This window comes from Streptomyces sp. NPDC050743 (assembly GCF_044456925.1).
Taxonomy (GTDB): Bacteria; Actinomycetota; Actinomycetes; order Streptomycetales; family Streptomycetaceae; genus Streptomyces.
The window spans coordinates 155,632-180,595 of sequence record NZ_JBITGJ010000006.1; the positions used below are offsets into that span (position 1 = coordinate 155,632).

The 24,964-nt window shown below is 72.5% G+C and carries 17 protein-coding genes; 11 read left to right on the top strand and 6 right to left on the bottom strand.

Going from position 1 to position 24,964, the window contains the following annotated elements:
• Positions 1-5 precede the first annotated feature (5 nt).
• From ACIBJF_RS09775 to fxsT, 4 genes are all read left to right on the top strand, one after another.
• Entirely contained in the window at positions 6-3,230 is a 3,225-nt protein-coding gene (locus ACIBJF_RS09775; RefSeq protein ID WP_399173158.1) for an SAV_2336 N-terminal domain-related protein, read from the top strand.
• A 91-nt stretch (positions 3,231-3,321) separates the two neighbouring features.
• A complete protein-coding gene (locus ACIBJF_RS09780) occupies positions 3,322-3,597 on the top strand; it encodes a hypothetical protein (protein WP_399173159.1) in 276 nt (91 codons plus the stop codon).
• Complete coding sequence (locus tag ACIBJF_RS09785) at positions 3,594-4,865, top strand: aKG-HExxH-type peptide beta-hydroxylase (protein ID WP_399173160.1); 1,272 nt, start codon at positions 3,594-3,596, stop codon at positions 4,863-4,865. Before ACIBJF_RS09780 ends, ACIBJF_RS09785 begins: the two co-directional genes overlap by 4 nt.
• Before the next feature lie 91 nt (positions 4,866-4,956).
• Entirely contained in the window at positions 4,957-7,959 is a 3,003-nt protein-coding gene (gene fxsT / locus ACIBJF_RS09790; protein ID WP_399173161.1) for an FxSxx-COOH system tetratricopeptide repeat protein, read from the top strand.
• A gap of 74 nt (positions 7,960-8,033) precedes the next feature.
• On the opposite strand, the gene ACIBJF_RS09795 is transcribed toward fxsT, so the two are convergent.
• From ACIBJF_RS09795 to ACIBJF_RS09810, 4 genes are all read right to left on the bottom strand, one after another.
• Positions 8,034-11,834 carry a multifunctional oxoglutarate decarboxylase/oxoglutarate dehydrogenase thiamine pyrophosphate-binding subunit/dihydrolipoyllysine-residue succinyltransferase subunit gene (locus ACIBJF_RS09795; RefSeq protein WP_399173162.1) on the bottom strand — a complete coding sequence of 1,267 codons (3,801 nt, stop codon included), beginning with the start codon at positions 11,832-11,834 and terminating at the stop codon, positions 8,034-8,036.
• A gap of 303 nt (positions 11,835-12,137) precedes the next feature.
• Positions 12,138-13,253 (bottom strand): ATP-binding protein, encoded by a 1,116-nt coding sequence (locus ACIBJF_RS09800; protein ID WP_399173164.1) that lies wholly within the window; start codon positions 13,251-13,253, stop codon positions 12,138-12,140.
• Positions 13,250-13,990 carry a response regulator transcription factor gene (locus ACIBJF_RS09805; protein ID WP_351799654.1) on the bottom strand — a complete coding sequence of 247 codons (741 nt, stop codon included), beginning with the start codon at positions 13,988-13,990 and terminating at the stop codon, positions 13,250-13,252. The genes ACIBJF_RS09800 and ACIBJF_RS09805 overlap by 4 nt, the downstream gene beginning before the upstream one ends.
• A gap of 113 nt (positions 13,991-14,103) precedes the next feature.
• Complete coding sequence (locus ACIBJF_RS09810) at positions 14,104-14,781, bottom strand: spermidine synthase (RefSeq protein WP_399173165.1); 678 nt, start codon at positions 14,779-14,781, stop codon at positions 14,104-14,106.
• 196 nt (positions 14,782-14,977) lie between these two features.
• Here ACIBJF_RS09810 and ACIBJF_RS09815 point away from each other — a divergent pair, with 196 nt between their 5' ends.
• The 6 genes from ACIBJF_RS09815 (at position 14,978) to ACIBJF_RS09840 (ending at position 21,338) form a co-directional block, all read left to right on the top strand.
• The gene (locus tag ACIBJF_RS09815; RefSeq protein ID WP_399173166.1) at positions 14,978-15,826 is read left to right on the top strand and encodes a rhomboid-like protein; all 849 of its coding nucleotides are present in this window, start codon (positions 14,978-14,980) and stop codon (positions 15,824-15,826) included.
• 88 nt (positions 15,827-15,914) lie between these two features.
• Positions 15,915-18,335 (top strand): endopeptidase La, encoded by a 2,421-nt coding sequence (gene lon / locus ACIBJF_RS09820; protein ID WP_399173167.1) that lies wholly within the window; start codon positions 15,915-15,917, stop codon positions 18,333-18,335.
• 142 nt (positions 18,336-18,477) lie between these two features.
• Positions 18,478-19,428 carry a serine/threonine-protein kinase gene (locus ACIBJF_RS09825; protein WP_399173168.1) on the top strand — a complete coding sequence of 317 codons (951 nt, stop codon included), beginning with the start codon at positions 18,478-18,480 and terminating at the stop codon, positions 19,426-19,428.
• 211 nt (positions 19,429-19,639) lie between these two features.
• On the top strand, positions 19,640-20,236 hold the full coding sequence (locus ACIBJF_RS09830; RefSeq protein WP_399173169.1) for a hypothetical protein: 597 nt from the start codon (positions 19,640-19,642) through the stop codon (positions 20,234-20,236).
• Positions 20,237-20,353: 117 nt separating this feature from the next.
• Positions 20,354-20,791, top strand: a complete 438-nt coding sequence (locus ACIBJF_RS09835) for a hypothetical protein (RefSeq protein WP_399173170.1) — start codon at positions 20,354-20,356, stop codon at positions 20,789-20,791.
• Between the two features lie 22 nt (positions 20,792-20,813).
• Positions 20,814-21,338 (top strand): hypothetical protein, encoded by a 525-nt coding sequence (locus ACIBJF_RS09840; protein ID WP_399173171.1) that lies wholly within the window; start codon positions 20,814-20,816, stop codon positions 21,336-21,338.
• Position 21,339: 1 nt separating this feature from the next.
• Here ACIBJF_RS09840 and ACIBJF_RS09845 read toward each other — a convergent pair whose 3' ends face one another.
• Positions 21,340-23,706 (bottom strand): SpoIIE family protein phosphatase, encoded by a 2,367-nt coding sequence (locus tag ACIBJF_RS09845; protein ID WP_399173172.1) that lies wholly within the window; start codon positions 23,704-23,706, stop codon positions 21,340-21,342.
• A gap of 196 nt (positions 23,707-23,902) precedes the next feature.
• On the opposite strand from ACIBJF_RS09845, the gene ACIBJF_RS09850 reads away from it, so the two are divergent.
• Positions 23,903-24,109, top strand: coding sequence for a response regulator transcription factor (locus ACIBJF_RS09850; RefSeq protein ID WP_399173174.1), 207 nt, complete (start codon positions 23,903-23,905; stop codon positions 24,107-24,109).
• Between the two features lie 4 nt (positions 24,110-24,113).
• Here ACIBJF_RS09850 and ACIBJF_RS09855 read toward each other — a convergent pair whose 3' ends face one another.
• Entirely contained in the window at positions 24,114-24,956 is an 843-nt protein-coding gene (locus tag ACIBJF_RS09855) for a lysozyme (protein WP_399173175.1), read from the bottom strand.
• Positions 24,957-24,964 lie beyond the last annotated feature (8 nt).

Below are 24,964 nucleotides of genomic sequence, written 5' to 3' on the forward strand. Positions count from 1 at the left end.
GCCGGATGCCCGGCATGGGTCTGGACGAGCTGATCGGCAAGCTGCGCCAGGGCGGGCTCGACCTCACCGCCGAGGACGTGGCGGACGCGCTCTGGCTGGCCCGGCGGCTCGGCACCGGTCCGGCGCGCGACGCCCCCGGCCCGTCCCCGGCCGAGCCCGGCCGGCCCCTCCGCGACGGCACGCCGACGCCGGTACCGCCGGATGCCCCGCACGCCCCGCCGGACCCCGGCACCGGCCCGCGTTCGGCCCGCCCGGACAACTCCACCGCCCCTGTCCCGCTGCACATGCCCACGCCGGGCCCGAGCTCCGGCCGAGCGCGTCCGCGGCCCGAGGGCGCCGCGGCCGCGTTCCCCGTGCGCGCCCCGGCCGCGGGCGCGCTGCCCGGGCTGCTCGGCCTGGAGCAGGCGCTGCGCGCCCTCGGCCGCTACCGGGCCGCCTCCGCCCGAGCGGAGGACGAGCGGATCGACGAGGAGGCCACCGCCGACCGGGCCGCCGCGGGCGGCATCCTGCTCCCCGTCACCCGGCCCGGCCGCCGCCGGCGCTGCGACGTCCAGCTCCTCATGGACACCGGCCCCGCGATGGCGGTCTGGGGCCGGATGGTGGAGGAGCTGCGCCAGGCCTGCCAGCAGTCCGGCGCGTTCGCCTCGGTCCGCGTCCACCACCTGTACGCCGACGACTCCGGGGACACCGCCGTCCCGCTGGTCGGCACGACTGCCGGTCCTGGCCGGCGCACCCGGTTACGCCCCGCCGACGAGCTGCACGACCCCACCGGCCGCCGGGTCACCTTCGTCATCAGCGACTGCGTGGGCCCGCTGTGGCAGAACGGCAGCGCCCAGCGGCTGCTGCACCGGTGGCCGCGAGGCGCCCCGCTCGCCGTCGTCCAGCCGCTGCCGCCGCGCCTGTGGGGCCGTACCGCGCTGCCCGCGGAACCCGGCCTGCTGGTGCGCGACGCCGAGACCGGCGGACGCCTGACCTTCATCCCCGACGACGAGCCCTGGGAGGAACCGGCCGCCGACGCCCGGCCGGTGCCGGTCCTCACGCCCACCCCGGACGCCTTCGGCGCCTTCGCCCGGCTGCTCGCGGGCACCGGCCCCACCAGCGAGCGCGCCTGGGCCGCGCTCACCGGCCCCGGCACGGCCCCGCCGCCCGGGCCCGCCGGCCCGCCGAGCGAGGACGACCTGCTGCGGGCCTTCCGCGCCGGTGCCTCGCCCGGTGCGCTGCGCCTCGCGGTCTACCTCGCCGCGGCCCCGCTCACCCTGCCCGTGATGCAGCTCGTGCAGCGGGCCATGCTGCCCGACACCGGGCCCATGGAGCTGGCCGAGGTGCTGCTCGGCGGACTGCTCACCCAGCTCCCGGGCACCGCCGAGCAGCCCTGCTTCGCCTACCCGCCCCGGGTGCAGGACCTGCTCCTGTCCTCCCTGGACCAGGACACCGCCGGACTCGTCCTCAAGCACTGCTCGGCCTATGTGGAGCGGCACTTCGGCCGGGGCACCCGGAACTTCGCCGCGCTCGCGGCCGCGCGGCTCACCGACCACGACCCGGACGGCGGCGCCGGGCCGCTGTCCGAGGAGGCCGGCGCGCAGGGTGGGGGCGGCAGTGTCGAGGCCGAGCTGTTCGCCCGGGTCCCCGCCCGTGTGCTGCGCTTCTACCAGCCCGACCACCCCGCCCGCGACCCGCTCACCGAGGGCGGCAGGCTGTTCGAGGAGTGGCGGCGCCGCGGCGACCCGGACGTGCTGCGGCAGGCCCGGGACCTCGCCCGCACGGCGGTGTCCGGTTCGGGCGCCGCCCAGGTCACCGCCGCACGGGCCCGGCTGCTGCTCGGCCGCGTGCTGCGCGCCGAGGCCGGCACGGCGGCCGCACGCGCCGCGGGCCGCCGCGAGGAACTGCTCCGCGAGGCCGTCACCGAACTCGCCGCCGCGTACGGGACGGCAGCCGCCGACAGCCGCGAACAGGCCGAGGCCGCCCTCGAAATCGCCTCCTCGCACCGGGAGTTGTGGCAGCTGACGGGGGACGACGAGCTCCTGACGGCCGCGCTGGAGGTACTCGACCCGGACCGTGCGCCGTGGCCGGGCCTGGCGGAGGCAGCGCGCGCGTGGGTGCGTCTGCGACAGGACGGGACCGACGGCACGGGCGAGGGGGCCGTCGACGTCGAGGACGTCCCCTGGGCCGTCGGTGTGCACCGGTCCCGGCTGCTGTTGCGCGGCTGGACGCTGCTCAAGTTGCGGCAGGCCGGCACCGCCGTGCCCGAACTGAAGGAAGGCTGTGTGCTGTTGGACCTCGAAGAGGCCGCCGACGCCGTACGGGCCCCGGCACTGCTCGATCTCGTGCGGGCGCTGCGGGCCACGGGGGCCGCCGACGCAGAGACGCGCCGGGCGCTGGAGCGGGCCGAGCGGGCGGCCGGTGAGGATCCGACGCTACTGCTGCCCTGCCTCGCCGCCCGGGCCGCGTTCCACGACGAGGTGGGGGAGGCTCGGGAGGCCGACGCGGCCTACGAGCGGGCCGTGCTGCTCGCCCCGGCCGACAGCACCCCACGCTGCGAACTCCTCACCGCCTGGGGCGAGTCGCTGCTCCGGCGGGCCTCGGCACCGGACGGCGCCGGCATCGTCGACCGGGCCGAGTACGTGCTGCGCGAGGCGCTGCAGGCCCTGCCGGTGCGCTCCAGGCAACGGGGCCGGCTCCAAGGCCTGGTCGGCAGCGCGCTCGCCCAGCGGTTCCGGCACCTCGGTTTCCTTCCCGACCTGTTCGAGAGCCGGCATCTGCTCGGACAGGCGGTGCGCGTGGCGGCCGACGCGGCCGTACGCGCCGAGGCGTGGCTCCAGCTGGGGCGGGTACGGCTGGAGGGCTGGCATCACGCCGGGGCGCCCGTGCTGATGGAGGCGCTTCAGGCGTACGAGAACGCCGAACGAGAGGCACACGCGGCCCACGCCGGCGATCCGGGCTCGCTGACGGAGGCCCGAGCCCGGTACGGCAGCGCGGCGGTGCTCGCCCTGATGGGACGCCCGGGAGCGGCGCGCAGCGCATTCCGGGCGGCCCGGGAGCAGTGGAGCCGGCTCGTCGGCGCGCTGCGGGAGGTCGACTGGGCCGACGTCGAGCTGACCCGCACGGCGGAGGATCGGCTGACGGCACTTGAGGCACAGTGGACGCCGGAGGAGCGGTGGCGGCAGATGGCTCCGCCCTGGTGGCCCTGGATGCAGGAGTGGAGCAACCCGGCCGACGCTGACCGGAGTTGAGCCGTCCAGGGTTTCTGCCTCCGGCCTGTCGGGAAGAACTGGGCAGCCATGACGGCCGTGCGGGGCGGGCGTGGGCAGGGAGGAGCCGAGCGTGGCGGAGCGGACGAAGGGGGCGGTCGGCCCGGGCGAGGAAGCCGGCCGGTCCGTGTTTCTGCCCGACTTCACCGGTGTGGACCTGCACACTCTGCGCGCCATGGACGATCCTGGGCTCACGGCGCTCGTCGACGAGATCCTGGCGTCGGCCCGAGGCGGTGGTGAAGTCTGGTACACCGGCGGGGACTACAGCCCCGTCGACCCGGAACAGTCGGGCCGGTCGTTTCCAGCCACCCGTACGGAGCTGTCACGGGGTGAGGAACGGCCGGGATGACGCTGGTGTCCGTGCCGCGCGATGCCCTCGCGGAACTCGCCGGGACCCGGCCCCGCCCGGCCGCCCTGGCCGCGCTCACGGAAGGCCTGCACGCCCGACGCCTGCTCCTGCTCAAATCGCTCGCCGTCCGGGTGGAGCGCGCAGGTGGTCCGGCCCGCCAGGACTTCGAGGCGGACTGGGCACTGCTGGAAGAGGCCGAGCGCACCGACGCCCGAGCGGTCCGCGAGGTCGTCGACTACCCGCTGACCGGTGCCTGGCTGGCCGAGACGCTTGCCGCCCCCGACGGCCCCGCCCTCCACGGACAGCTCGCGCAGTTCCGGGGCCTGGCCGCCGCCGCGGCCGTCCGCGCGGGCCGGCGGATCACGGTGACGGTCCCGCCTGCCGCGGGCTTCCTCGTGCTGCCCGGACTCGGCGTCCTCGACCCGGCGGCGGGCCGCGCACACCTGGACGGCCGTAGCGGCAGTGTCCGGATCCCGGACGGCGCCGGCCGCGGGAACGTCGTGCCCCTACACGCCCCGGCAGTGAGGTGGGCCGCGCCACGGTGGCCGGCCCAGCGCGGCTGGTCGGCCCTCGGCACGCTTCCGGGCGGGGCCGTCGTACTCGATGATCTGCACCCCCAGCGGGTGCCCCCCGGAGGCATCGGTCCCGGGGCGTTGCCCCCGGCCGAGCGCCCGCGCTCCGCCCACCGCGCGTGGGCCCGGCGGTGGCGGGAGGCCCACGCGATACTCCGGACGACGGATCCCGAGCGTGTCGCCGAGATCGGTACGGTGTTGCGGGCGGTGGTGCCCCTGGCCTCGCCCCGGCGTGGCGGCCCCGCCATGAGCGCCACCCTGCAGACCGCGCCGGGCGCCGTGCTCTCCCAGCTCCCGACGAGCGGGACGGACCTGGCGGAGTCTCTGGTCCACGAGGTGCACCACACCAAGCTGGCGGCGCTGCACGAGCTGGTTCCGCTGTGCCGTCCGGGTGGAGCCGCCGTGCACCGGGTGGGCTGGCGCTCCGATGCACGGCCCTTGGCGGGCGTCCTCCACGGGGCATACGCCCATCTGGCGCTGAGCGACCTGTGGTGGAGGGCGAGGAGCGGGGCGACGGCCGGACGGGCCTGGCGGCGGCGGGCCGCCGAACAGTTCGACCAGCACCGCGCACACGTCGGCCAAGCCTTGTCGATTCTCCTTGAATCCGATGAACTGACTTTCGCGGGTGGACAGTTCGTCCGGGAGATGGTCAGATCCCACGCCCGGCTCGGCGTGGCGAGCCGGGGGCATGAGTAACACTGTGTGCGTGATCGGTCGCATCGCGTGGTGACCGGTGGAAGCGCCGCCGACGACGTACGGCGGCGGACGTGGAACAGGGAGTTGGCGCATGGCGGAACAGCGCAGGACGGGCGGGGGCGATACGGGGGCGACCGAGCACTTCCTCGTGGTCTTCCCGGGCTATCACCGCTCATGGGCGGCCTGGATCGCGCAAGTCCTGGAGCGCCACGGCCACCGGGTCACCCTCCAGCGCTGGGACCCGCCCCGCGAGGTGCCGCTGGAGGACTCCCTCGGTGACCTGCTGCTGTCCTCCGGACGGGTGCTGCTCGTCCTGGACGACTGGTTCTTCGAACTCGGCCCGCGCCCCGCCGGGGAGTGGAACGACGTCCTGCGCGGCTTCGTCGCCGCCCACGCCGACCGCTTCACCGCGGTCAATCTCACCAATCGGCCCCTGCTGCCCGCCACCGCCGTCCTGGAACCGGCCAGCCTGTGGGGAATGGGCGAGGAAGGCGCCGAGGACCGGCTGCTGGGCCGACTGGGCCTGGAGCGCCGCCGCACCCCCAGACCTCCGACCGCTCGCGTCCGCTACCCCGACACCCGCTGCGAGATCTGGGGCGAGGTCCCGCGCCGCAACCCGCGCTTCACCGGCCGCGACGACCTACTGGCCGAGCTGCACCAGCGGCTCGCCGACGCCGAGCGCGGCGCCGCCGCCTGCACTCTGCTCGGCATGTCCGGCATCGGCAAGACGCAGCTGGCCGCCGAGTACGCCCACCGGTTCAGCCCCGACTACGACGTGGTGTGGTGGGTCAACTCCGACGACCGCACCATCCAGCGCGACCGGTTCGGTGAACTCGCCGTGGAACTGGGGCTCGGGATCGGCAGCGAGCCCGGCGAGCGCATCCGTGCCGTGCGCGACGCGCTGCGCCGCGGCGAGCCGCATGCCAACTGGCTGCTGATCTTCGACGGCTGGGACGACACCGAGGGCATCAACGCGCTCCTTCCGCAGGGCTCCGGACACGTGCTGATCACCTCCCGCAACCGCGGCTGGAGCGAGCACACCGACATCCTCGAGGTCCCCGCCTTCCTGCGGCCGGAGTCCACCGGCTATCTGATGCGCCGCGCCCCGCACATCACGGCGGCCGAGGCGGACGAGGTCGCCGCCGAGTTCGGCGACGTTCCCCTGCCCCTCGTCCAGGCCGCCTCCTGGCTCGGCGAGTCCAGCATGGAGGTGCCGGAGTACCTGCGGATGGTGCGCGAGCGCAGGCTCTCCACCGTCGACGAGCCGGTCACCGGGGACGGCTTCCCGCAGTCCTCCATCACCTCCTGGTCGATACTGCTCAACCGGCTCCGCCGCGCCCAGCCGCAGGCCATCGACATCCTCGGCCTCTGTACGTCCTTCGCGCCGGGACGCATCCCACTCGGCCTGATCCGCGCCTACCCGCAGGCCGACCTGCCCGAGGAACTGCGCTGGATGGCCACCGACCTGCCCGCCTGGACCCGGGCCCTGGACACGCTGGTCAGCTACTCGGTGCTGACCCGCGAGACCCGCGGTCCCGTCGGCGCCGACATGGGGCCGCACCAGGAGTCGGTCCACATGCACCGCCTCGTCCACGACATCGTCTCCAAGCTGATCAGCGACGACAGCCGCGCCGTGCACCGCAGGGCCGTGCACACGCTGCTCGCGGAGGCCGACCCGGGCAATCCGGTGGACTCGAGGAACTGGCCCCGCTACGCCGAGCTGCTGCCCCACCTGGAACTCTCCGGCGCCCTCGGCAGTGATCAGCCCCGGGTGCAGGAAACCGTGCTGAACTGTCTGCGGTACTGCTTCCGCAGCGGCGAGTACAGCGGTGGTCTCAAGCTCGCCCAGCAGATCCGCGAACACTGGTCGCGCACCATGGACCCGCTGGCCCAGCCCATGCTCGACCTCGCCAACCAGGAGAGCTACATCCTGCGGGCCAGCGGCCGGTTCCGCGACGCCTATGAACTGGACCGGCGCGTTCTGGAGCGCCTCCAGAGCGCTCCCCGGCGCAACGAACTCGCGGAGCTGACGACCAAGAGCGCCATGGCCAACGGCCTGCGGCACCTCGGGCGGTACGGCGAGGCGCACTCCCTCCAGAAGGAGGTGCTCGAAGGCACCACACATCTCCTCGGCTCCGACGAGGTCACCACGCTGGCGGCCCGGCACAACCTGGGCGTCGGCCTCAGACTGCTCGGCCGGTACGCGGAGGCGTACGAACTCGACCTCGAGACGCTGGCCCGCCGGGAGAACGTCCTGCGCGCCCGGCACATCAACACCCTCAACTCGGGCAACGCCGTCACCAACAGCCTGCGCCTGCTGGGCCGTTACCGGGACGCCGTGGCCCGCCAGGAACCCGTGGTCCGGCTGCATGTCCAGGTGCTTGGCCCGCAGCACCCGCAGACCCTGGAGGCGCGCGCCCAACTGGCCATGGGCCGGCGCCGTGAGGGCGGGTTCACCCAGGACGTCGGGCCCTCGATGGCCGCCCTCCTGGACCAGCTGGTACAGCTGCACGGCCGGGAGCACTACCGGACGCTGGCGTTCCTCACCAGCTACGGCAACTACCTAAGGGAACACGGGGATCTGAGCCGGGCCCGGGAACTGATCGCAGAGGCCGAGGCCGGCTACCGGGTGCTCCTCGGACCCGCCCACCCCGTGGCCACCGGCATGCTCGCCAACACAGGCCTGGTGATGCAGGTGTCGGGCGAGCGGGCCGAGGCCATGTCGATGTTCGAGGCGTCCTTCGCGGGCCTCACCGCCACCCTCGGGCCCGACCACCCGTGGGTCCTCGGCTGCGCCCTCAACGCGGCCAGCGCCCGCAACTTCAACGGCCGTATCGCCGACGCCGTGGAGCTGAGCCGCGACACCCTGAGGCGGGCCCGGCACACGCTCGGCGACGAGCATCCGCTGACCCTCTCCTGCGTGATCGCGCTCGCCGCCGATCTGCGGGCCGCACGCGAGCACGAGGAGGCCGGAAAGCTGGAGGAGGACGGGCTGCTGGGGCTCACCCGCACGCTGGGCGCACAACACCCCCACACTCTCTCCGCCCGGCAACGAACAAGGCCGTACTGGGACTTCGAGCCGTACCTGGGCTGAGGGACAGGCGAAGGGCCCGGCACCGAGCGGGAACTCGGCACCGGGCCCTGAGCGTCGGCTGAACCGCCGGAGGCCTACGCCTCGAAGACCTCACGCACCAGCTGCTCCTGCTCGGCCTGGTGCCGCTTCGCGGAGCCCACCGCCGGGGACGAGGAGTGCGGGCGCGAGATGCGCCGCAGGCGCTCGCCGTGCGGGACGTCCGCCCCGACCGCCAGGTCCAGGTGGTCGATCAGGTTGAGCGCGATGAACGGCCAGGCACCCTGGTTCGCCGGCTCCTCCTGGGCCCACAGGTACTTCTCGGCGTTCGGGTACTTCTTGATCTCCGCCTGCAGCTCGGCACCCGGCAGCGGGTACAACCGCTCAAGGCGGATGATCGCCGTGTCCGTGACACCGCGCTTCTGCCGCTCGGCCTCCAGGTCGTAGTAGACCTTGCCGGCGCAGAAGACGACCTTGCGGACCGCGGCCGGGTCGACCGTCGAGTCGCCGATGACGGGGCGGAACTGGCCCGACGTGAACTCCTCCGTCTTCGACGCGGCGGCCTTGAGGCGCAGCATCGACTTCGGGGTGAAGACCACCAGCGGCTTGTGGTGCGGGTTGTGCACCTGCCACCGCAGGAGGTGGAAGTAGTTCGACGGCAGGGTCGGCATCGCGACCGTCATGTTGTTCTGGGCGCACAGCTGGAGGAACCGCTCGACACGGGCCGAGGAGTGGTCCGGGCCCTGGCCCTCGTAGCCGTGGGGGAGCAGGAGCGTGACGCCGGACATCTGGCCCCACTTCTGCTCCGCCGCCGAGATGTACTCGTCGACCACCGACTGCGCGCCGTTGACGAAGTCGCCGAACTGCGCCTCCCACATCACGAGCGCGTCGGGGCGGGCCAGCGAGTAGCCGTACTCGAAGCCCATGACCGCGTACTCGGACAGCAGGGAGTTGTAGACGTTGTAGCGCGCCTGGTCCTCGGCGAGGTACTGGAGCGGGGTGTACTCCTCGCCCGTCTCGCGGTCGATGAGAACCGCGTGGCGCTGGCCGAAGGTGCCCCGCTGGGAGTCCTGGCCGGACAGGCGGACCGGGGTGCCCTCCAGCAGCAGGGAGCCGATGGCCAGGGTCTCGCCCATGCCCCAGTCGATCGTGCCGTCCTCGACCATCGTCGTCCGGCGCTGCAGCTGCGGCAGCAGACGCGGGTGCACGGTGAAGTGGTCGGGGATGTTGACCTGGGACTCGGCGATGCGCTTCACGACCTCCGAGGAGATCGCGGTCGGCACCGCGACCGGGAAGCCGTCCTGCGGCGCCTGGGTGTCCGCGACGGTCGGCTGGGAGGTGGCCTCGCGGACCTCCGTGAAGACCTTCTCCAGCTGGCCCTGGTAGTCCTGCAGGGCCTGCTCGGCCTCTTCCAGGGTGATGTCGCCGCGACCGATCAGGGACTCGGTGTAGAGCTTGCGCACCGAACGCTTCTTGTCGATCAGGTCGTACATCAGCGGCTGGGTGAAGGCCGGGTTGTCCGACTCGTTGTGACCGCGGCGGCGGTAGCAGATGAGGTCGATCACCACGTCCTTGTTGAACGCCTGGCGGAACTCGAAGGCCAGACGGGCGACGCGGACGACCGCCTCGGGGTCGTCGCCGTTGACGTGGAAGATCGGGGCCTCGATCATCCGCGCCACGTCCGTCGCGTACATCGACGAACGCGAGGACTCGGGGGCGGCGGTGAAGCCGACCTGGTTGTTGATGACGATGTGGACCGTGCCGCCGGTGCGGTAGCCGCGCAGCTGCGACATGTTCAGGGTCTCGGCCACCACGCCCTGGCCCGCGAAGGCCGCGTCGCCGTGGATCGCCACCGGCAGGACCGTGAAGTCCGTGCCGCCCTTGTTGATGATGTCCTGCTTGGCGCGGGCGATGCCCTCGATCACCGGGTCCACCGTCTCCAGGTGGGACGGGTTGGCGGCCAGCGAGACCTTGATCTGCTCGCCGTCCAGGCCGGTGAAGGTGCCCTCGGCGCCCAGGTGGTACTTCACGTCGCCGGAGCCGTGCATCGACTTCGGGTCGAGGTTGCCCTCGAACTCGCGGAAGATCTGCGCGTACGACTTGCCGACGATGTTGGCCAGCACGTTCAGGCGGCCGCGGTGGGCCATGCCGATGACGACCTCGTCCAGGCGGGACTCGGCGGCGGAGTCGATCACCGCGTCGAGCAGCGGGATGACGGACTCGCCGCCCTCCAGCGAGAAGCGCTTCTGGCCGACGTACTTCGTCTGCAGGAAGGTCTCGAAGGCCTCCGCCGCGTTCAGGCGGCGCAGGATGCGCAGCTGCTCCTCGCGCTCCGGCTTGGAGTGGCCGCGCTCGACCCGGTCCTGGATCCACTTGCGCTGCTTGGGGTCCTGGATGTGCATGAACTCGATGCCGGTGGTGCGGCAGTACGAGTCGCGCAGCACGCCCAGGATGTCGCGCAGCTTCATCATCGACTTGCCGGCGAAGCCGCCGACGGCGAACTCGCGCTCCAGGTCCCACAGGGTGAGGCCGTGCTCGACGATGTCCAGGTCGGGGTGCTTGCGCTGGCGGTACTCCAGCGGGTCGGTGTCGGCCATGACGTGGCCGCGGACCCGGTAGGAGTGGATCAGCTCGAAGACGCGGGCGGCCTTGGTGACGTCGTCGTCGTGGCTGGCGTCGATGTCACGCAGCCAGCGGACCGGCTCGTACGGAATCCGCAGCGACTCGAAGATGTCGTCGTAGAAGCCGTTCTCGCCGAGCAGCAGGTTCGCGACCTGGCGCAGGAACTCGCCGGAGGCGGCGCCCTGGATCACCCGGTGGTCGTAGGTCGACGTGAGCGTCATGACCTTCGAGATGCCGAGCTTGTTCAGGGTGTCCTGGCTGGTGCCCTGGAACTCCGCCGGGTAGTCCATGGAGCCGACGCCCATGATCACCGACTGGCCGGGCATCAGACGCGGCACGGAGTGGACGGTGCCGAGGCCGCCGGGGTTGGTCAGGGAGACCGTGACGCCGGTGAAGTCGTCCATCGTCAGCTTGCCGTCGCGGGCGCGGCGGACGATGTCCTCGTAGGCCTGCCAGAACTCGAAGAAGTTCAGCGTCTCGGCCTTCTTGATGGCGGCCACGACGAGCTGGCGGTCGCCGTTGGGCTTCACCAGGTCGATGGCCAGGCCGAGGTTGACGTGCGGCGGCTTGACGAGGGTCGGCTTGCCGTCCTTCTCGCCGAAGGACCAGTTCATCGACGGCATGGCCTTGATGGCCTGCACCATCGCGTACCCGATGATGTGCGTGAAGGAGATCTTCCCGCCCCGGGCGCGCTTGAGGTGGTTGTTGATGACGATCCGGTTGTCGAACAGCAGCTTCACCGGGACCGCGCGGACCGACGTGGCGGTCGGCAGCTCCAGCGAGGCGTTCATGTTCTTCGCGACCGCGGCGGCCGGGCCGCGCAGCGTGATCAGCTCCGGGCCCTCGGGGGCCTGGGCGGCGGGAGCGGCCGTGGGCTTCGGCTGAGCGGGCGCCTGTGCGGGCTGCGCCGGCTTGGCCGGGGCGGGGGCCGCGGCCTTCGCCGCGGGGGCTGCGGGAGCCGGGACCGGAGCGGCGGCGGGCTTCGGGGCCGCCGGGGCTGTGGGAGCCGGCGCGGGCGCGGCCTGGGGCTGAGGGGCCGTGGTGGTCCCTGCGGCCCCCGCGGCCGCAGTACCCGCCGCAGCCGGGGTGACAGGCGCACCTGGCTTGTAATCGGCGAAGAAGTCCCACCAGGCTCGGTCTACCGAGTTCGGGTCCTGGAGGTACTGCTGATAGATCTCGTCGACGAGCCACTCGTTCGGACCGAACGCGGCAGCGGGGTTCTTCCCGGCTTGGTCGTCGGTCGAGACGCTCGGGTTACTGGGGGACTGTGGCGACACGGCGGCAACCGCCCTCTTCCGCTTCACAAGGTGATGGACAGCGGAAATAAAGGCTACGCCCCAACGGCCGGGAAGGTCAGGTCGAGCAAGGTCATCGTCGCGTAAGTCACATCGGAAATCTTGTTTCAGGGCTTGAAATGGCGGGAAACAAGCGTGGTTCCGCATGTGGGAGGGTGCACGGGCGCCAGCCCTGCGCGGCTTCGTTCGACCTCTCGCGCGGGCCTGCTCCTGATCACACGTGTCCAGCTGCGCGGAAAGGGCGCGGACGCTCGTGGATCTTGTGCTTCCGGTTCGAACTTTACGTCAACTTGAGACGGAAGACGGTCCCGGAAGGGTGACGATGATCCGGCAGCCCCGCTCGGATTCGGCCACACCGATCCGGCCGCCGTGCAGATCCACCGCCCAGCGGGCGATCGCCAGGCCGAGCCCGGTGCCGCCGTCGCTGCCCGGCCCGTGCGGCCGGGTCACCGCACCCCGGTTGAATCGCTCGAACACCCGGTGCCACTCGGACCGGGGGATTCCGGGGCCCTCGTCCAGGACTTCCAGCTCCAGCGACTCCGGCTGCGGCCCGCGCCGCGCCTTCACCGTCACCCGGCCGTGCGGCGGGCTGTGCTTGACCGCGTTGTCGATCAGGTTGGCCATGACCTGGTGGATGCGCTCGGGATCCGCGTGCGCGGTCAGCTCCGGCGGGGAGACGTCCAGGTGCAGATGGACGTCGGTGCGGGTGTGGCTGCCGGAGCCGGAGGCGATGCCCGCGCGCGCCGAGGCCACCATGTTGGCCTCCTTCAGCACGCCCGAGAGATACGGCCACACCTCGAAACGCCGCCTTCTCAGCGGTACGACGCCGTTGTCCAGCCGGGACAGGTCCAGCAGGGTCTCCACCAGCCGGCCGAGCCGCTCGGTCTGCTTCAGGGCCGTCCGCATGGTCTCGGGGTCGGCCTCGGTGACCCCGTCGACGATGTTCTCCAGCACCGCGCGCAGCCCCGCGATGGGGGTGCGCAGCTCGTGGGAGACGTTCGCGACCAGCTCCTTGCGCTGGCGGTCCTGGGCCTCCAGCTCGTCCGCCATGACGTTGATCGTCTGGGCCAGGTCGCCCAGCTCGTCCCGGCGGCCGTCGCTCACCCGGCGGGTGTAGTCGCCCTCGGAGATCGACCGTGCCACGGCGTTCATCTCGTCCAGCGGCATGGTGAGCGAATGCGCCACGAACTGCGTGATCAGCAGGGTGGCGATCATGGAGAAGACCGTGATGAAGCGCAGCTCGGTCTTGGTGTGCACCGCGATCATCGACAGACCGGTGGTGATCAGCACCGAGATGACGACGAGCGCGCCCAGCTTGGTCTTGATCGAGAACGGGCGTACGCCGCCCCAGGGTTCCTCCCCGGGGCTCCTCCGTGCGGCCTGCCGCCCGTCGGCGCTCATGGGGTGGGCGTCTCCAGCGCGTATCCGACGCCGTGCACGGTACGGATCCGCTCGGCGCCGATCTTCCGGCGCAGCGCCTTGATGTGGCTGTCGACCGTACGGGTGCCGGAGGCGTCCGCCCAGTCCCACACCTCGGCCAGCAGCTGCTCCCGGGAGAGCACCGCGCGCGGGGTGTTCGCCAGGCACACCAGCAGGTCGAACTCGGTGGGCGTGAGGTGGACGTCCTCGGACTTCACCCGCACCCGGCGCTGTGCGTGGTCGATCTCCAGCTCACCGAGCCGCAGGATGCCGGAGCGCGGGGTGGTGGCCGCGATCGCCGCCCGCTCCACCCGGCGCAGCAGCACATGCACCCGCGCGGCCAGCTCCCGCATCGAGAACGGCTTGGTCATGTAGTCGTCCGCGCCGACCCCGAGACCGACCAGCATGTCCGTCTCGTCGTCCCGCGCGGTCAGCATCAGCACCGGCACGGGGCGCTGCGCCTGCACCCGCCGGCAGACCTCCAGGCCGTCGAAGCCCGGCAGCATGATGTCGAGGATCAGCAGGTCGGGCTGCCAGGCCTCGGCCGTGTCGACGGCGGCCGGGCCGTCCGACGCGGTCTGTACGAGAAATCCCTCGGCGCGCAGCCGGGCCGCGATGGCGTCGACGATCGTGGGATCGTCCTCGACGACCAGCACCCGGCGCTGTGCGCCCGGGGTGGTCGTCGCCGCGCCGCTCTGGGAGGTGTGTGTCTGCTCCATCGCCCGCCCCTGCTTGTTGCTTTCCGGAACCCGTGGGGTGATCCCATGACTGCGATTGACGCTTGAATGACCCGCGTCAGGGCAGCACATTACGGGGATCCACCATGCTGTCGCTATCCAGGGCGGAGGGCGAGGTGCACGGCGTCCGGAACGCCCCGGGCAACGGGCACCTCTTCGGTACGCACCTGCTGGAACCCGGCATTCCGCAAGCTTCCTTCAAATTCCGGAGAGGGTTCGGCGGACCATACCGCGAGTACGCCGCCGGGGCTCAACACCCTTGCGCAGGCGGCCAGTCCGGCCGGTGAGTAGAGGCTGTCGTTGTCTTCCGTGACGGTCCAGCCCGGGCCGTTGTCGATGTCCAGGCAGAGCGCGTCGAACGTGTCGGATGTCTCATTGACGAACGCCACGAGATCGTCCTGCACGATCTCGGTGCGCGGATCGCCGAGCGCTCCGGCGGACACCTCCGCCAGCGGCCCGTCCCGGTGCCAGTCGATGACGGCGGGTTCCCGCTCGACGACGGTGATCCGCCCCCACCCGGGGTCCGCCGCGGCATGTGCGAGTGAGAATCCCACGCCCAGCCCGCCGATCAGCACTTTTGGCTCCGGCCGCCCGTCCAGCGCCTGGTGCGCGGCGTCGACCAGCAGTCGCTCGGAGCGCCCGTCGGAGGTGTCCATCAGAAAGCAGCCGTTGGCGATGATCTGCAACAGCTCTCCGTGCCGGCGCAGCACCACCTCGCCGTACGGGCCGTCGCGCCGGTCCAGGACCACGGGGGAGTCGTACACGGCAGTCATGCCCCCATCCTGCTTGAACGGGCCTTGACCTGCACGGGAATTAGGGATGTCGCACGGATGTGCGGACCCTTTGGGCCGGGCGCGGACGCAGGCGATACGTAGGAGGTTGCTGTGAATCGGGTCTCGCGTGGCGTCGGTCATAGACAGCGGCCCCTGGAACACGAAGGGTTGGGTATGACGGAAGGAGTGCCGCATCGTGGAACGGACCGCGACGGGCCCTGCGGTGACCGCGTCCCTGCCCCTGTCGGGCGCGCCCCTCCCGGACGGCACCGCCGTCGTCCCGGTCGCCGCGATCGCGGACCTGCTGGACGGCGTGCCACGTCAGCGGCACGCCACAACCCCCGCTCCGGCCCCCGAACCCGCCTTCGCCGGCCCCCGCCCGGCCGCACCGCTTCCGTCTCTCCCGCTCCTGCGGCTGTGGCGCCTGCTGCCCACTCCCACCGGCACCCCGTTCACCTTCGCCTACGTCGCCGTCCTGGCCGTCACCTCCGTGTTCGCGGCCCTGGCCGACCCGGCCCTGGTGCACGCCCTCCACCAGGACTCCAGCACGGACGTGGCCCACCTGGTGCGCACGCCGGGGCTGGTGCTGCTCGCGAGCGCGCTGTGGATCGCGGGCGGTGTCCTCTCGCCGTACGCGCTGGCGTTCGTGCTGGTGCTCACCGCGCTGGAGCGGCGGATAGGCGGCGCGCGTGCGGCCTGCGTCTTCCTCGCCGGGCACGTCCTGGCCACGCTCGCCACCGAGGTCCCCGTGGGCCTGGCCGTGCTCTTCGGTCACCTCCCGGCCACCTCGCTGCACCGCCTCGACTACGGCATCAGCTTCGGCGTCGCCGCCGGCATCGGTTCTCTCGCGGGGCTCCTGCGCCCCTGGCTCCGCTGGCCCCTCCTGACCCTGACGGGCGGCACCCTCCTCGACGACCTGATCGCCTTTCAGGACCCGATGACGAACTGGGGCCATCTGATCGCGCTGACGATAGGCGTGGCGAGCTGGCCTTTTGTACGGCGATGGGCGCAACCCGCCCAGGTGCGCGGGGAACTGCGTACGTGATCGCTCACAGCGAACGGGCGTAGGGAACACCAGCCCATCCCCAGCAGTTGAGTCGGCATAGCTCAACTTGACTGCCGAAGGGGAGATCATGGCTACTGAGTCACCGGCGTTCACGCTCGTCCTACCCGTGCTGCCGCTCGGCGACGAGGTCGTGCTGCCTGGCATGGTGGTCCCGCTGGACCTGAGCGACGCCGAGGTTCGGGCCGCGGTGGAGGCCGCGCAGGCCGCCGCCCGGTCGGAACCGGGCAAGCCCAGGGTGCTGCTGGTGCCCCGCATCGACGGCACGTACGCGAAGACCGGTGTGCTGGGCACCGTCGAGCAGGTCGGCCGGCTGGCCGACGGCGACCCGGGGGCTCTGATCCGCGGCCGCAGCCGCGTGCGCATCGGCGCCGGCACCACCGGCCCCGGCGCGGCCCTGTGGGTCGAGGGCGCCCGCATCGACGAGAGCGTGCCCGACCCGCTGCCGGGTCAGGTCGCGGACCTCGTCAAGGAGTACAAGGCGCTCGCCACCACCTGGCTGAAGAAGCGCGGCGCCTGGCAGGTCGTGGACCGCGTCCAGGCCATCGACGACGTCTCCGCGCTCGCCGACAACTCCGGCTACTCGCCGTTCCTCACCATCGAACAGAAGGTCGAACTGCTGGAGACCGCCGACCCGGTGGCCCGGCTCAAGCTCGCCACGCAAGCGCTCCGCGACCACCTCGCCGAGCAGGACGTGGCCGAGACCATCGCCAAGGACGTCCAGGAGGGCGTCGACAAGCAGCAGCGCGAGTTCCTGCTGCGCCGTCAGCTGGAGGCCGTCCGCAAGGAACTGCGCGAGCTGAACGGCGAGCAGGACGGCGAGGAGTCCGACGACTACCGCGCCCGCGTCGAGGCCGCCGACCTGCCGGAGAAGGTCCGCGAGGCCGCGCTCAAGGAGGTCGACAAGCTGGAGCGGTCCAGCGACCAGTCCCCGGAGGGCTCCTGGATCCGCACCTGGCTGGACACCGTCCTGGAGATGCCCTGGAACGAGCGGACCGAGGACGCGTACGACATCCAGGGCGCCAAGGCGGTCCTGGACGCCGAGCACGCCGGTCTTGAGGACGTGAAGGAGCGCATCACCGAGTACCTCGCGGTGCGCAAGCGCCGCAACGACCGCGGGCTGGGCGTCATCGGCGGGCGGCGCGGCGGTGCCGTCCTGGCCCTGGTGGGCCCGCCCGGCGTCGGCAAGACCAGCCTCGGCGAGTCGGTCGCGCACGCCATGGGGCGGAAGTTCGTCCGCGTGGCCCTCGGCGGCGTCCGTGACGAGGCCGAGATCCGCGGCCACCGCCGTACCTACGTCGGCGCGCTGCCCGGCCGGATCGTCCGGGCGGTCAAGGAGGCCGGGTCGATGAACCCGGTGGTGCTGCTGGACGAGATCGACAAGGTGGGCTCCGACTTCCGCGGCGACCCGGCCGCGGCCCTGCTCGAAGTCCTGGACCCGGCGCAGAACCACACCTTCCGGGACCACTACCTGGAGGTCGAACTCGACCTGTCGGACGTGGTCTTCCTGGCCACCGCCAACGTTCTGGAGGCCATCCCCGAGGCGCTCGCGGACCGGATGGAGATCGTCCGCCTGGACGGCTACACCGAGGACGAGAAGGTCGTCATCGCCCGCGACCACCTGCTCCCGCGTCAGCTGGAGCGGGCGGGACTGGGCGAGGACGAGGTCGCTCTGGAGGAGGGCGCCCTGCGCAAGCTGGCCGGCGAGTACACCCGCGAGGCCGGCGTGCGCACCCTGGAGCGCTCGATCGCCCGGCTGCTCCGCAAGGTCGCGGCGCAGCACGAACTCGGCGAGCGGGAGCTGCCGTTCACCGTCCGCGAGGAGGACCTGCGCGGTCTGATCGGGCGCCCGCACCACGTGCCCGAGTCCGCCCAGGACCCGGCCGAGCGCCGTACGTCCGTGCCCGGCGTGGCGACCGGTCTCGCGGTCACCGGCGCCGGTGGTGACGTGCTGTTCGTGGAGGCGTCCCTGGCCGACCCGGAGACGGGCGCGGCGGGGCTGACCCTGACCGGTCAGCTCGGTGACGTGATGAAGGAGTCGGCGCAGATCGCGCTGAGCTTCCTGCGCAGCCACGGCGCCGAACTGGAGCTGCCGGTGGCCGACCTGAAGGACCGGGGCGTGCACATCCACTTCCCGGCGGGCGCGGTCCCCAAGGACGGCCCGAGCGCGGGCGTCACGATGACCACGGCGCTCGCGTCGCTGCTCTCCGGCCGTCTGGTCCGCACGGACGTGGCGATGACCGGCGAGGTCTCGCTGACCGGCCGGGTGCTGCCCATCGGCGGCGTCAAGCAGAAGCTGCTCGCCGCCCACCGCGCCGGGGTGACCACCGTGATCATCCCCAAGCGCAACGAGCCCGACCTGGACGACGTCCCGGCCGAGGTGCTGGACAAGCTCGACGTCCACACCGTGACCGACGTCCGCCAGGTCCTGGAACTGGCACTCGCGCCCGCGACGAGCGGCGCGGCGCCGGAGGTTCCCGTGGCGGCGTGACGGACGCCGCGGGAAAGGCGAGGCCCGGGTCCCGTGAGGGAGGCCCGGGCCTTCGCCACGGGCAGGCAGGGGGACAGCAAGGGGGATCGCAGAGGGGCCGTCGCATCGCGCTCATACCGGGATGCCTCGATAGAATTCAGGCGTGAGTTGGCCCCCCAAGACCCCCTCCGGTCTGATCGGGGCCGAGATCGCGGGCTACAAGGTGGAGCGCGAACTCGGTCGCGGCGGGATGGCCGTCGTCTACCGCGCCAGGGACCTGCGCCTCGGCCGGACGGTCGCCCTCAAGCTGCTCGCCCCCGAGTACACCAGGAACGACGCCTTCCGCCGCCGCTTCGCCCAGGAGTCGCGGGTGGCCGCCGCCATCGACCATCCCAACATCGTCCCCGTCTTCGAGGCCGGCGAGTTCGACGGGGTCCTGTACATCGCGATGTGCTACGTCTGCGGGCAGGACCTGCGCGCCCTGATCGACGGGGAGGGTCCGCTGGCGGTGCCCGTCGCGGTGCGCGTCGCGGCCCAGCTGGCCTCCGCCCTGGACGCGGCCCACGCGCGCGACCTGGTGCACCGGGACGTCAAACCCGGCAACGTCCTGATCGCCAAGGGCGTCGACAGCGACCACCCCGAGCACGTCTACCTCACGGACTTCGGCCTGGCGAAGAAGTCGCTGTCGCTCACCGGGTTCACCACCGTGGGCGAGTTCGTCGGCACCCTCGACTACGTGGCGCCCGAGCGCATCGCCGGACGCCCGGTGGACGGCCGGGCCGACCTGTACAGCCTGGCCTGTGTGGTCCACGAGATGCTCGCGGGCGCCCCGCCCTTCCAGCGGGAGGACCACCTGGAACTGCTGTGGGCCCACCAGTACGACCCGCCGCCCGTGCTCAGCAAGGGGCGGCCGGACATCCCGGGCACCGCCGACGACGTGCTGAACAAGGCCCTGGCGAAGGCCCCGGACAACCGTCACGACACCTGCCTGGAGTTCGTCGCTGACCTGCGGGCGGCCGTGGCCGACTGCGTGCCCCGCCGTCGTACGCCGACCCTGGTGGACCGCGTCGCGCCGCCGGAGCCACCCGCCTGGGCCCGGCCTTTCCTGATCTGATCGTTGCCGCATCTGATCGGCGCCGCTTACGCGGGCTTTACCCGACGCCTGTGAGTGCGTCAAGTCCCGAGTCCTCGGAACGTGACCCCGATTTCCCGATCGGGCCTACTTGAAGCACGGCCTCACCGCAACGGAAATGAGGCGGTCCGAGGAAGCGGAAACCCTCCGGTATTCCTCTCGGGAAATCCTCACAGTAATTGGGAGAAAGCTCATGACTCGTAACGTTCACACCCCCGCCGACGCCCGTCCGAAGCGCCGCGGTCTGCGTTTCGCGACCCTCGCCGCCTCCGCCGCGCTGGTCACCGGAGGCGTGCTCCTCCCCGTGTCCAGCGCGATGGCGGCCCCGATGCCCACGTCGACCGTGGCCTTCGTCAAGGGCGGCGGCGCCGGGGGCGCCGGTGGCGACGGCGGTGGCGGCCTGGTCGGCGGCGGAGGCGGCGCCGGTGGATCCGGTGGCGGCAGCGTCCTGGGCACCGGCGGTGACGGCGGCAAGGGCGGCAAGGGCGGCGACGGCGTCCTGGCAGGTGGCGGCGGCGGTGGCGGCGGTGGCGGCGGCGAAGGCGTCATCGGCGGTAAGGGCGGCGACGGCGGCGACGGCGGCTTCGGCATCCTCTCCGGCGGTGGCGGCGGCAGCGGCGGTGGCGGTGGCGACGGCACCCTCATCGGCGGCACGGGCGGCAACGGCGGCAGGGGCGGCGACAGCGTCTTCCAGGGCGGCAACGGCGGCAAGGGCGGCAAGGGCGGCTTCGGTGGCCTCTTCGGCGGCGCCGGTGGGACCGGCGGGGCCGGTGGCGCCAGCATCTTCTGACCGTCTCCAGCGACCGTGAACGGGGTGGAGGCCGTCCGGGCCTCCACCCCCGACCGGGCCACAGCGCCCGCACCCGAAACGCCCCACCACACCCCTGACCGGAAAAGGAGACCCCCGATGTCCATGAACTCCTGGCGGCGTCCCTTCACCCTCGCGGCGGCCTCCGTGGCTCTCGTCACCGCCACCGCGTGCGCCGCCCAAGCGGCCACTCACACGGCCCCGGCGCCCGGCGGCCACGCGGCCGCGCCGGCTCATCCGTCCTCGCACTGCGGAGAGGGCGGCGAAGGCGGCAAGGGCGGCGCGCCCGGTAGGCCGGGTGAGCCGGGCAAGCCGGGCAAGCCGGGCTGCTCCGCCTTCGACCTGCACGACCTGCCCGACAAGCCGAAGTCGGATCTCTCGCGGCTGGACAAGGCGCGCATCGCGCTGGCCGTGCTGACCGGCCGGGTGACCCAGGCCGACGCGGCCAAGAAGTACAGGATCCCGGAGAAAGAAATCAGCAAGTGGGAGCGGCAGCTCCTGAACGGCGACTGGCTCGCATTTCTGCAAACCGACTGAAATTCAGAGAAAGGGAAATCCCATGCGCAGCCACTCCTGGAAATTCGGTATCGGCCTCGCGGTCTCCACCGTGGTGATCACCGGGGGCGCGATGGCCCCGGCCGCGACGGCCGACACCGGCCCCCTCGGCGGCGGAACCGGCAGCAGCCCGCCCGGCGTCAGCAGCGTCCATCCGGGCAGCGGGAACATCCACGTGGGCAACGGCAGCGTCCGCATCGGCGACTCGATCTGCGCGGGCAACTGCAACGGCACCGTCAACGGCACCCAGGGCGGCAACGGCGGCATCTGCGCCGGGCTCTGCAACGGCAGCGCCAACGGCGGCGACGGCACCGACGGCGCACCGGGCCGGGACGGCGGCAAGGGCGGCAACGGCGGGATCTGCGTCGGCGTCTGCTCGGGCAGCGTCAACGGCGGGACCGGCGGGCGGGGCGGCGACGCGGTGGGCGCGGGCGACGGCGGCAACGGCGGGCGGGGCGGGAACGGCGGGATCTGCCTCGGCGTCGGCTGCGAGACCAGCGGTCAGGGCGGCCGTGGCGGCGACGGCTGACTCAGCCGACGGCCTCGGAGACCGACTGCTCCGCCCACACCGTCTTGCCGACCCGGTCGTGCCGGGTGCCCCAGCGTTCGGCGAGCTGCGCGACCAGCAGCAGGCCCCGGCCGCCCTCGTCGAAGATGCGGGCGCGCCGCATGTGCGGGGTGGTGCCGCTGGCGTCGTACACCTCGCAGATCAGGGTCGAGTCCTGGTGGATCAGCCGGAGCTGGATGGGCGGGCGGCCGTAGCGGATGGCGTTGGTGACGAGCTCGCTGACCATCAGCTCGGTGGGGAAGGTGACCTCGTCCAGGCCCCAGGCGGACAGCTGGTCGCCGGCGAGGTGGCGGGCGCGGGCGACGTCCTCGGGGTCGCTCTCCAGCTCCCAGGCGACGACCCGGTCCTCGTGCAGGACCCGGGTGCGGGCGATGAGCAGGGCGATGTCGTCGTCGGGGCGATGGGTCAGCAGCTCGGTGAGCACGTGGTCGCAGACCGCGTCCAGTGACCGCGCGGGCCGGCCGAGCGCGGCGAACATCTTGTCCAGTGCCTCGTCGATGTCGTGCTCGCGGGCCTCGAACAGCCCGTCGGTGTACAGGGCGAGCATGCTGCCTTCGGGCAGTTCGGCCTCGATGGCCTCGAACGGCAGCCCGCCGAGCCCGAGTGGCGGGCCCGCGGGTACGTCCAGGAAGCGCACGGTGCCGTCCGGCGTGACCACCGCGGGCGGCGGATGGCCGGCCCTGGCCAGGGTGCACCGGCGGGAGACCGGGTCGTAGACCGCGTACAGACAGGTGGTGCCGATGCCGCCGGCGGTCTCGGCGGTCGGGTCCGTGCTGCCCTCGTCGGCGGCGAGCCGCAGCACCAGGTCGTCGAGGTGGGTGAGGAGTTCGTCGGCCGGCAGATCGACGTCGGCGAGGGTGCGTACGGCGGTGCGCAGCCGGCCCATGGTGGCCGAGGCGCGGATCCCGTGGCCCACCACGTCCCCCACGACGAGCGCCACCCGCGCCCCGGACAGCGGGATCACGTCGAACCAGTCGCCGCCCACCCCGGCCCGGGTCGCGGCGGGCAGATAGCGGGTGGCGATCTCCAGGGCCGCCTGGTCGGGCAGCGTGTGCGGGAGCAGGCTCTGCTGGAGGGCCATGGTGGTGGTGCGACTCCGCACGTAGGAGCGGGCCTGCCGGATGCCGGCGGCCGCCTTCTCCGTGAACTCCTGGGCCAGCCGCAGATCCTCCGGGGCGAACGGCTCCCGGCCCGGGCGCCGGCCGAACAGCGCCACCCCGAGCGTGAGGCTCTGTGCGAGCAGCGGCACCGCCAGCAGCGAGCGCGCCCCGGACGCGCGCAGCCAGGCCGCACCCGGGTCCACCGCCGCCCACTCGGCGACGAGCGGGTCCGCCGTGTCGTACAGCAGGGGCCGGCCGGCCGTCAGACACCGGGCCGGAGGGGAGTCCGGCGGGCAGACGACCGCCTCGCCGACGCTGCTGCCGTAGGCCGGTCCGACGCCGTCGGGTACGGCGCGCAGCGCGGCGCGGCGCAGGACGACCGGGCCGGGCCGCGGGGCCGGTTCCTCGTTCGTGGCGCGGGGGGAGTCGAGCAGGTCGACCGCCATGACGTCGGCGAGCCGGGGGACGGTGACCTCGCCGAGCTCCTGTGCGGCGCGGGCCTGGTCGGCGGCCGTGCCCACGTGCGTGTCGCTGTCGGCCGACGGGCGTTGCCGGGCGGCGGACTCCTGGGCGGGCGTCTGCGTGGACAGGCAGACGGCGCGCACCCGGCCGTCGGCGTCCTTCAGCGGGGTGAGCACGGCACTGCTGCCCAGTTCCGCGCCGAGCCGGCCCCGGGCCTCCTGCGGCCGGCCGGACTCCAGCGCGAGCCGCAGCGACCGGTCGGCCTCCTCGCTCGCCGGGCCGGGCACGATGTGCGGCAGCCGCAGTCCGCGCATCGCGGCCTCGGGCAGGGCGAGGGCGTGTTCCATACGGCGGTTGGCGCGTACGAGCCGCAGCTCGGTGTCGAAGATCGCCAGCGGGAAGGGGGACTGCAGGAACGTCCACTCCTCCAGCGGTTCGCCCCTGGGCGGCTGCGCGCGGGCCGTCACGGCGCTCACCACGAGCCAGTCGGTGACGCCGGTCTCCGAGGTCCGGCGGTGCGCGAGCACGCCCAGTTCCAGGAGGCGGCCGTCGCGGTGGCGCAGCGGCACGGTGCCGTTCCAGCGGTCCCGGCCGGCGAGGATCCGCCGCGCCGCCGAGCCGTCGGTCGCGAGGAGCGCGGCGGCGGGCCGTCCGACGACGGCCGGTGAGTCGTAGCCGAGCAGCCGCTGTGCGCCTTCACTCCACGCGGTGAGGATGCCCTGCTCATCGATGGTGGCCGTGGCCGTGTACGTCGACTGTCGCTCCATCGCCGCTCATCTCGCCCTTGCTCGGCAGGCTCTCCTGACCAGCATGATCCCGGGCGGCGCGGAGCACCAACGCAGGGCCGTGGCAAGAAATCCGCGGTCGTCCGCAACCGGTCGGAGGCCTCCGGGCGTGAAGGAGACAAATGCCCTTATTCCGGCATTACCCATCCTGCTGGGGGGTGACAACAGGGAGGACTCGATGACTGGCATTACGGACCGGACGCTGACCGACCGCGAACGGGAGACGCTCCGACATATCGCGGCGGGCCGCACCTATCTCCAGACGGCCCGCGCCATGGGCGTGTCCCGGCACACCGTGGACACCTATATGCGCCGCATCCGCGCCAAGCTCGGCCACACGAGCATGGCCGAGCTGACGCGGATCGCGATTTCCCTGGGTCTGTGAGGACTCAGCCGTTGGCCAGGGCCTGCACCCGGTCGAGCGCCCCGTTGAACTTGTCGTGGTCGCCGACGGTCGGGCCGGAGGAGGTGTACTGCCACATCGTGTAGTACGACCAGCCGGCCGGCAGCGTCCCCGGGTCCGAGGCGTAGCGGGCGATCCACAGCGGGTTGTTCACCGCGAAGCCGCCGTAGTTGCCGGTGCACTGGGTCCACCAGCTGGTCGCCGTGTAGATCACGGGGTAGCGGCTGGTGAGCGAGTGATAGGTGTTGATGAAGTCGGCGATCCAGCTGACCATCTGGCTCGCGGTCTTGCCGTAGCAGGCGGCGCCGTAGGGGTTCCACTCGATGTCGAGCGCGCCGGGCAGGGTCTTGCCGTCCCTGGACCAGCCGCCGCCGTGGCTGACGAAGTAGCTCGCCTGGGTGGCGCCGCTGGTGGTGTCCGGGGTGGCGAAGTGGTAGGCGCCGCGGATCATGCCGACGTTGTACGAGCCGTTGTACTGCTGGGCGAAGTACGGGTTCGTGTAGTACGTGCCTTCCGTCGCCTTCGTGTACGCCCAGCGCACCCCGCTGTTCCACAGGGTCGACCAGGCGACGTTGCCCTGGTAGCCGGAGACGTCCACGCCCTCGGTCTGGGTGACGTCACCGGAGGTCGGGCTGCCGTGCTGGCCGTCGTGCGCCAGGACGCCCATGCCCATGTAGGCGGAGCCGCGGCTGGGTGCGGTCGCGGCGTGGGCCGAGGTGAGGGGAAGGGTGAGGGAGAGCGCCGCGAGCAGGGCCGTGACCAGGACGGCGAGGGGGCGCGGGCGCGGGGAGCGGGCGGAGCGGTCGGAGCCGGGTCTGTGCACGGGCATGACGTGCC

Excerpts from the sequence above, each read along its gene's own strand:
- fxsT (WP_399173161.1), top strand. The coding sequence starts at position 4,957 with ATGGCGGAACAGCGCAGGACGGGCGGGGGCGATACGGGGGCGACCGAG.
- ACIBJF_RS09845 (WP_399173172.1), bottom strand. The coding sequence starts at position 23,706 with ATGGAGCGACAGTCGACGTACACGGCCACGGCCACCATCGATGAGCAG.
- ACIBJF_RS09835 (WP_399173170.1), top strand. The coding sequence starts at position 20,354 with ATGTCCATGAACTCCTGGCGGCGTCCCTTCACCCTCGCGGCGGCCTCC.
- ACIBJF_RS09775 (WP_399173158.1), top strand. The coding sequence starts at position 6 with ATGCCCGGCATGGGTCTGGACGAGCTGATCGGCAAGCTGCGCCAGGGC.
- ACIBJF_RS09800 (WP_399173164.1), bottom strand. The coding sequence starts at position 13,253 with ATGAGCGCCGACGGGCGGCAGGCCGCACGGAGGAGCCCCGGGGAGGAA.
- ACIBJF_RS09850 (WP_399173174.1), top strand. The coding sequence starts at position 23,903 with ATGACTGGCATTACGGACCGGACGCTGACCGACCGCGAACGGGAGACG.
- ACIBJF_RS09785 (WP_399173160.1), top strand. The coding sequence starts at position 3,594 with ATGACGCTGGTGTCCGTGCCGCGCGATGCCCTCGCGGAACTCGCCGGG.
- ACIBJF_RS09830 (WP_399173169.1), top strand. The coding sequence starts at position 19,640 with ATGACTCGTAACGTTCACACCCCCGCCGACGCCCGTCCGAAGCGCCGC.
- ACIBJF_RS09840 (WP_399173171.1), top strand. The coding sequence starts at position 20,814 with ATGCGCAGCCACTCCTGGAAATTCGGTATCGGCCTCGCGGTCTCCACC.
- ACIBJF_RS09810 (WP_399173165.1), bottom strand. The coding sequence starts at position 14,781 with ATGACTGCCGTGTACGACTCCCCCGTGGTCCTGGACCGGCGCGACGGC.
- ACIBJF_RS09805 (WP_351799654.1), bottom strand. The coding sequence starts at position 13,990 with ATGGAGCAGACACACACCTCCCAGAGCGGCGCGGCGACGACCACCCCG.
- ACIBJF_RS09855 (WP_399173175.1), bottom strand. The coding sequence starts at position 24,956 with ATGCCCGTGCACAGACCCGGCTCCGACCGCTCCGCCCGCTCCCCGCGC.
- lon (WP_399173167.1), top strand. The coding sequence starts at position 15,915 with ATGGCTACTGAGTCACCGGCGTTCACGCTCGTCCTACCCGTGCTGCCG.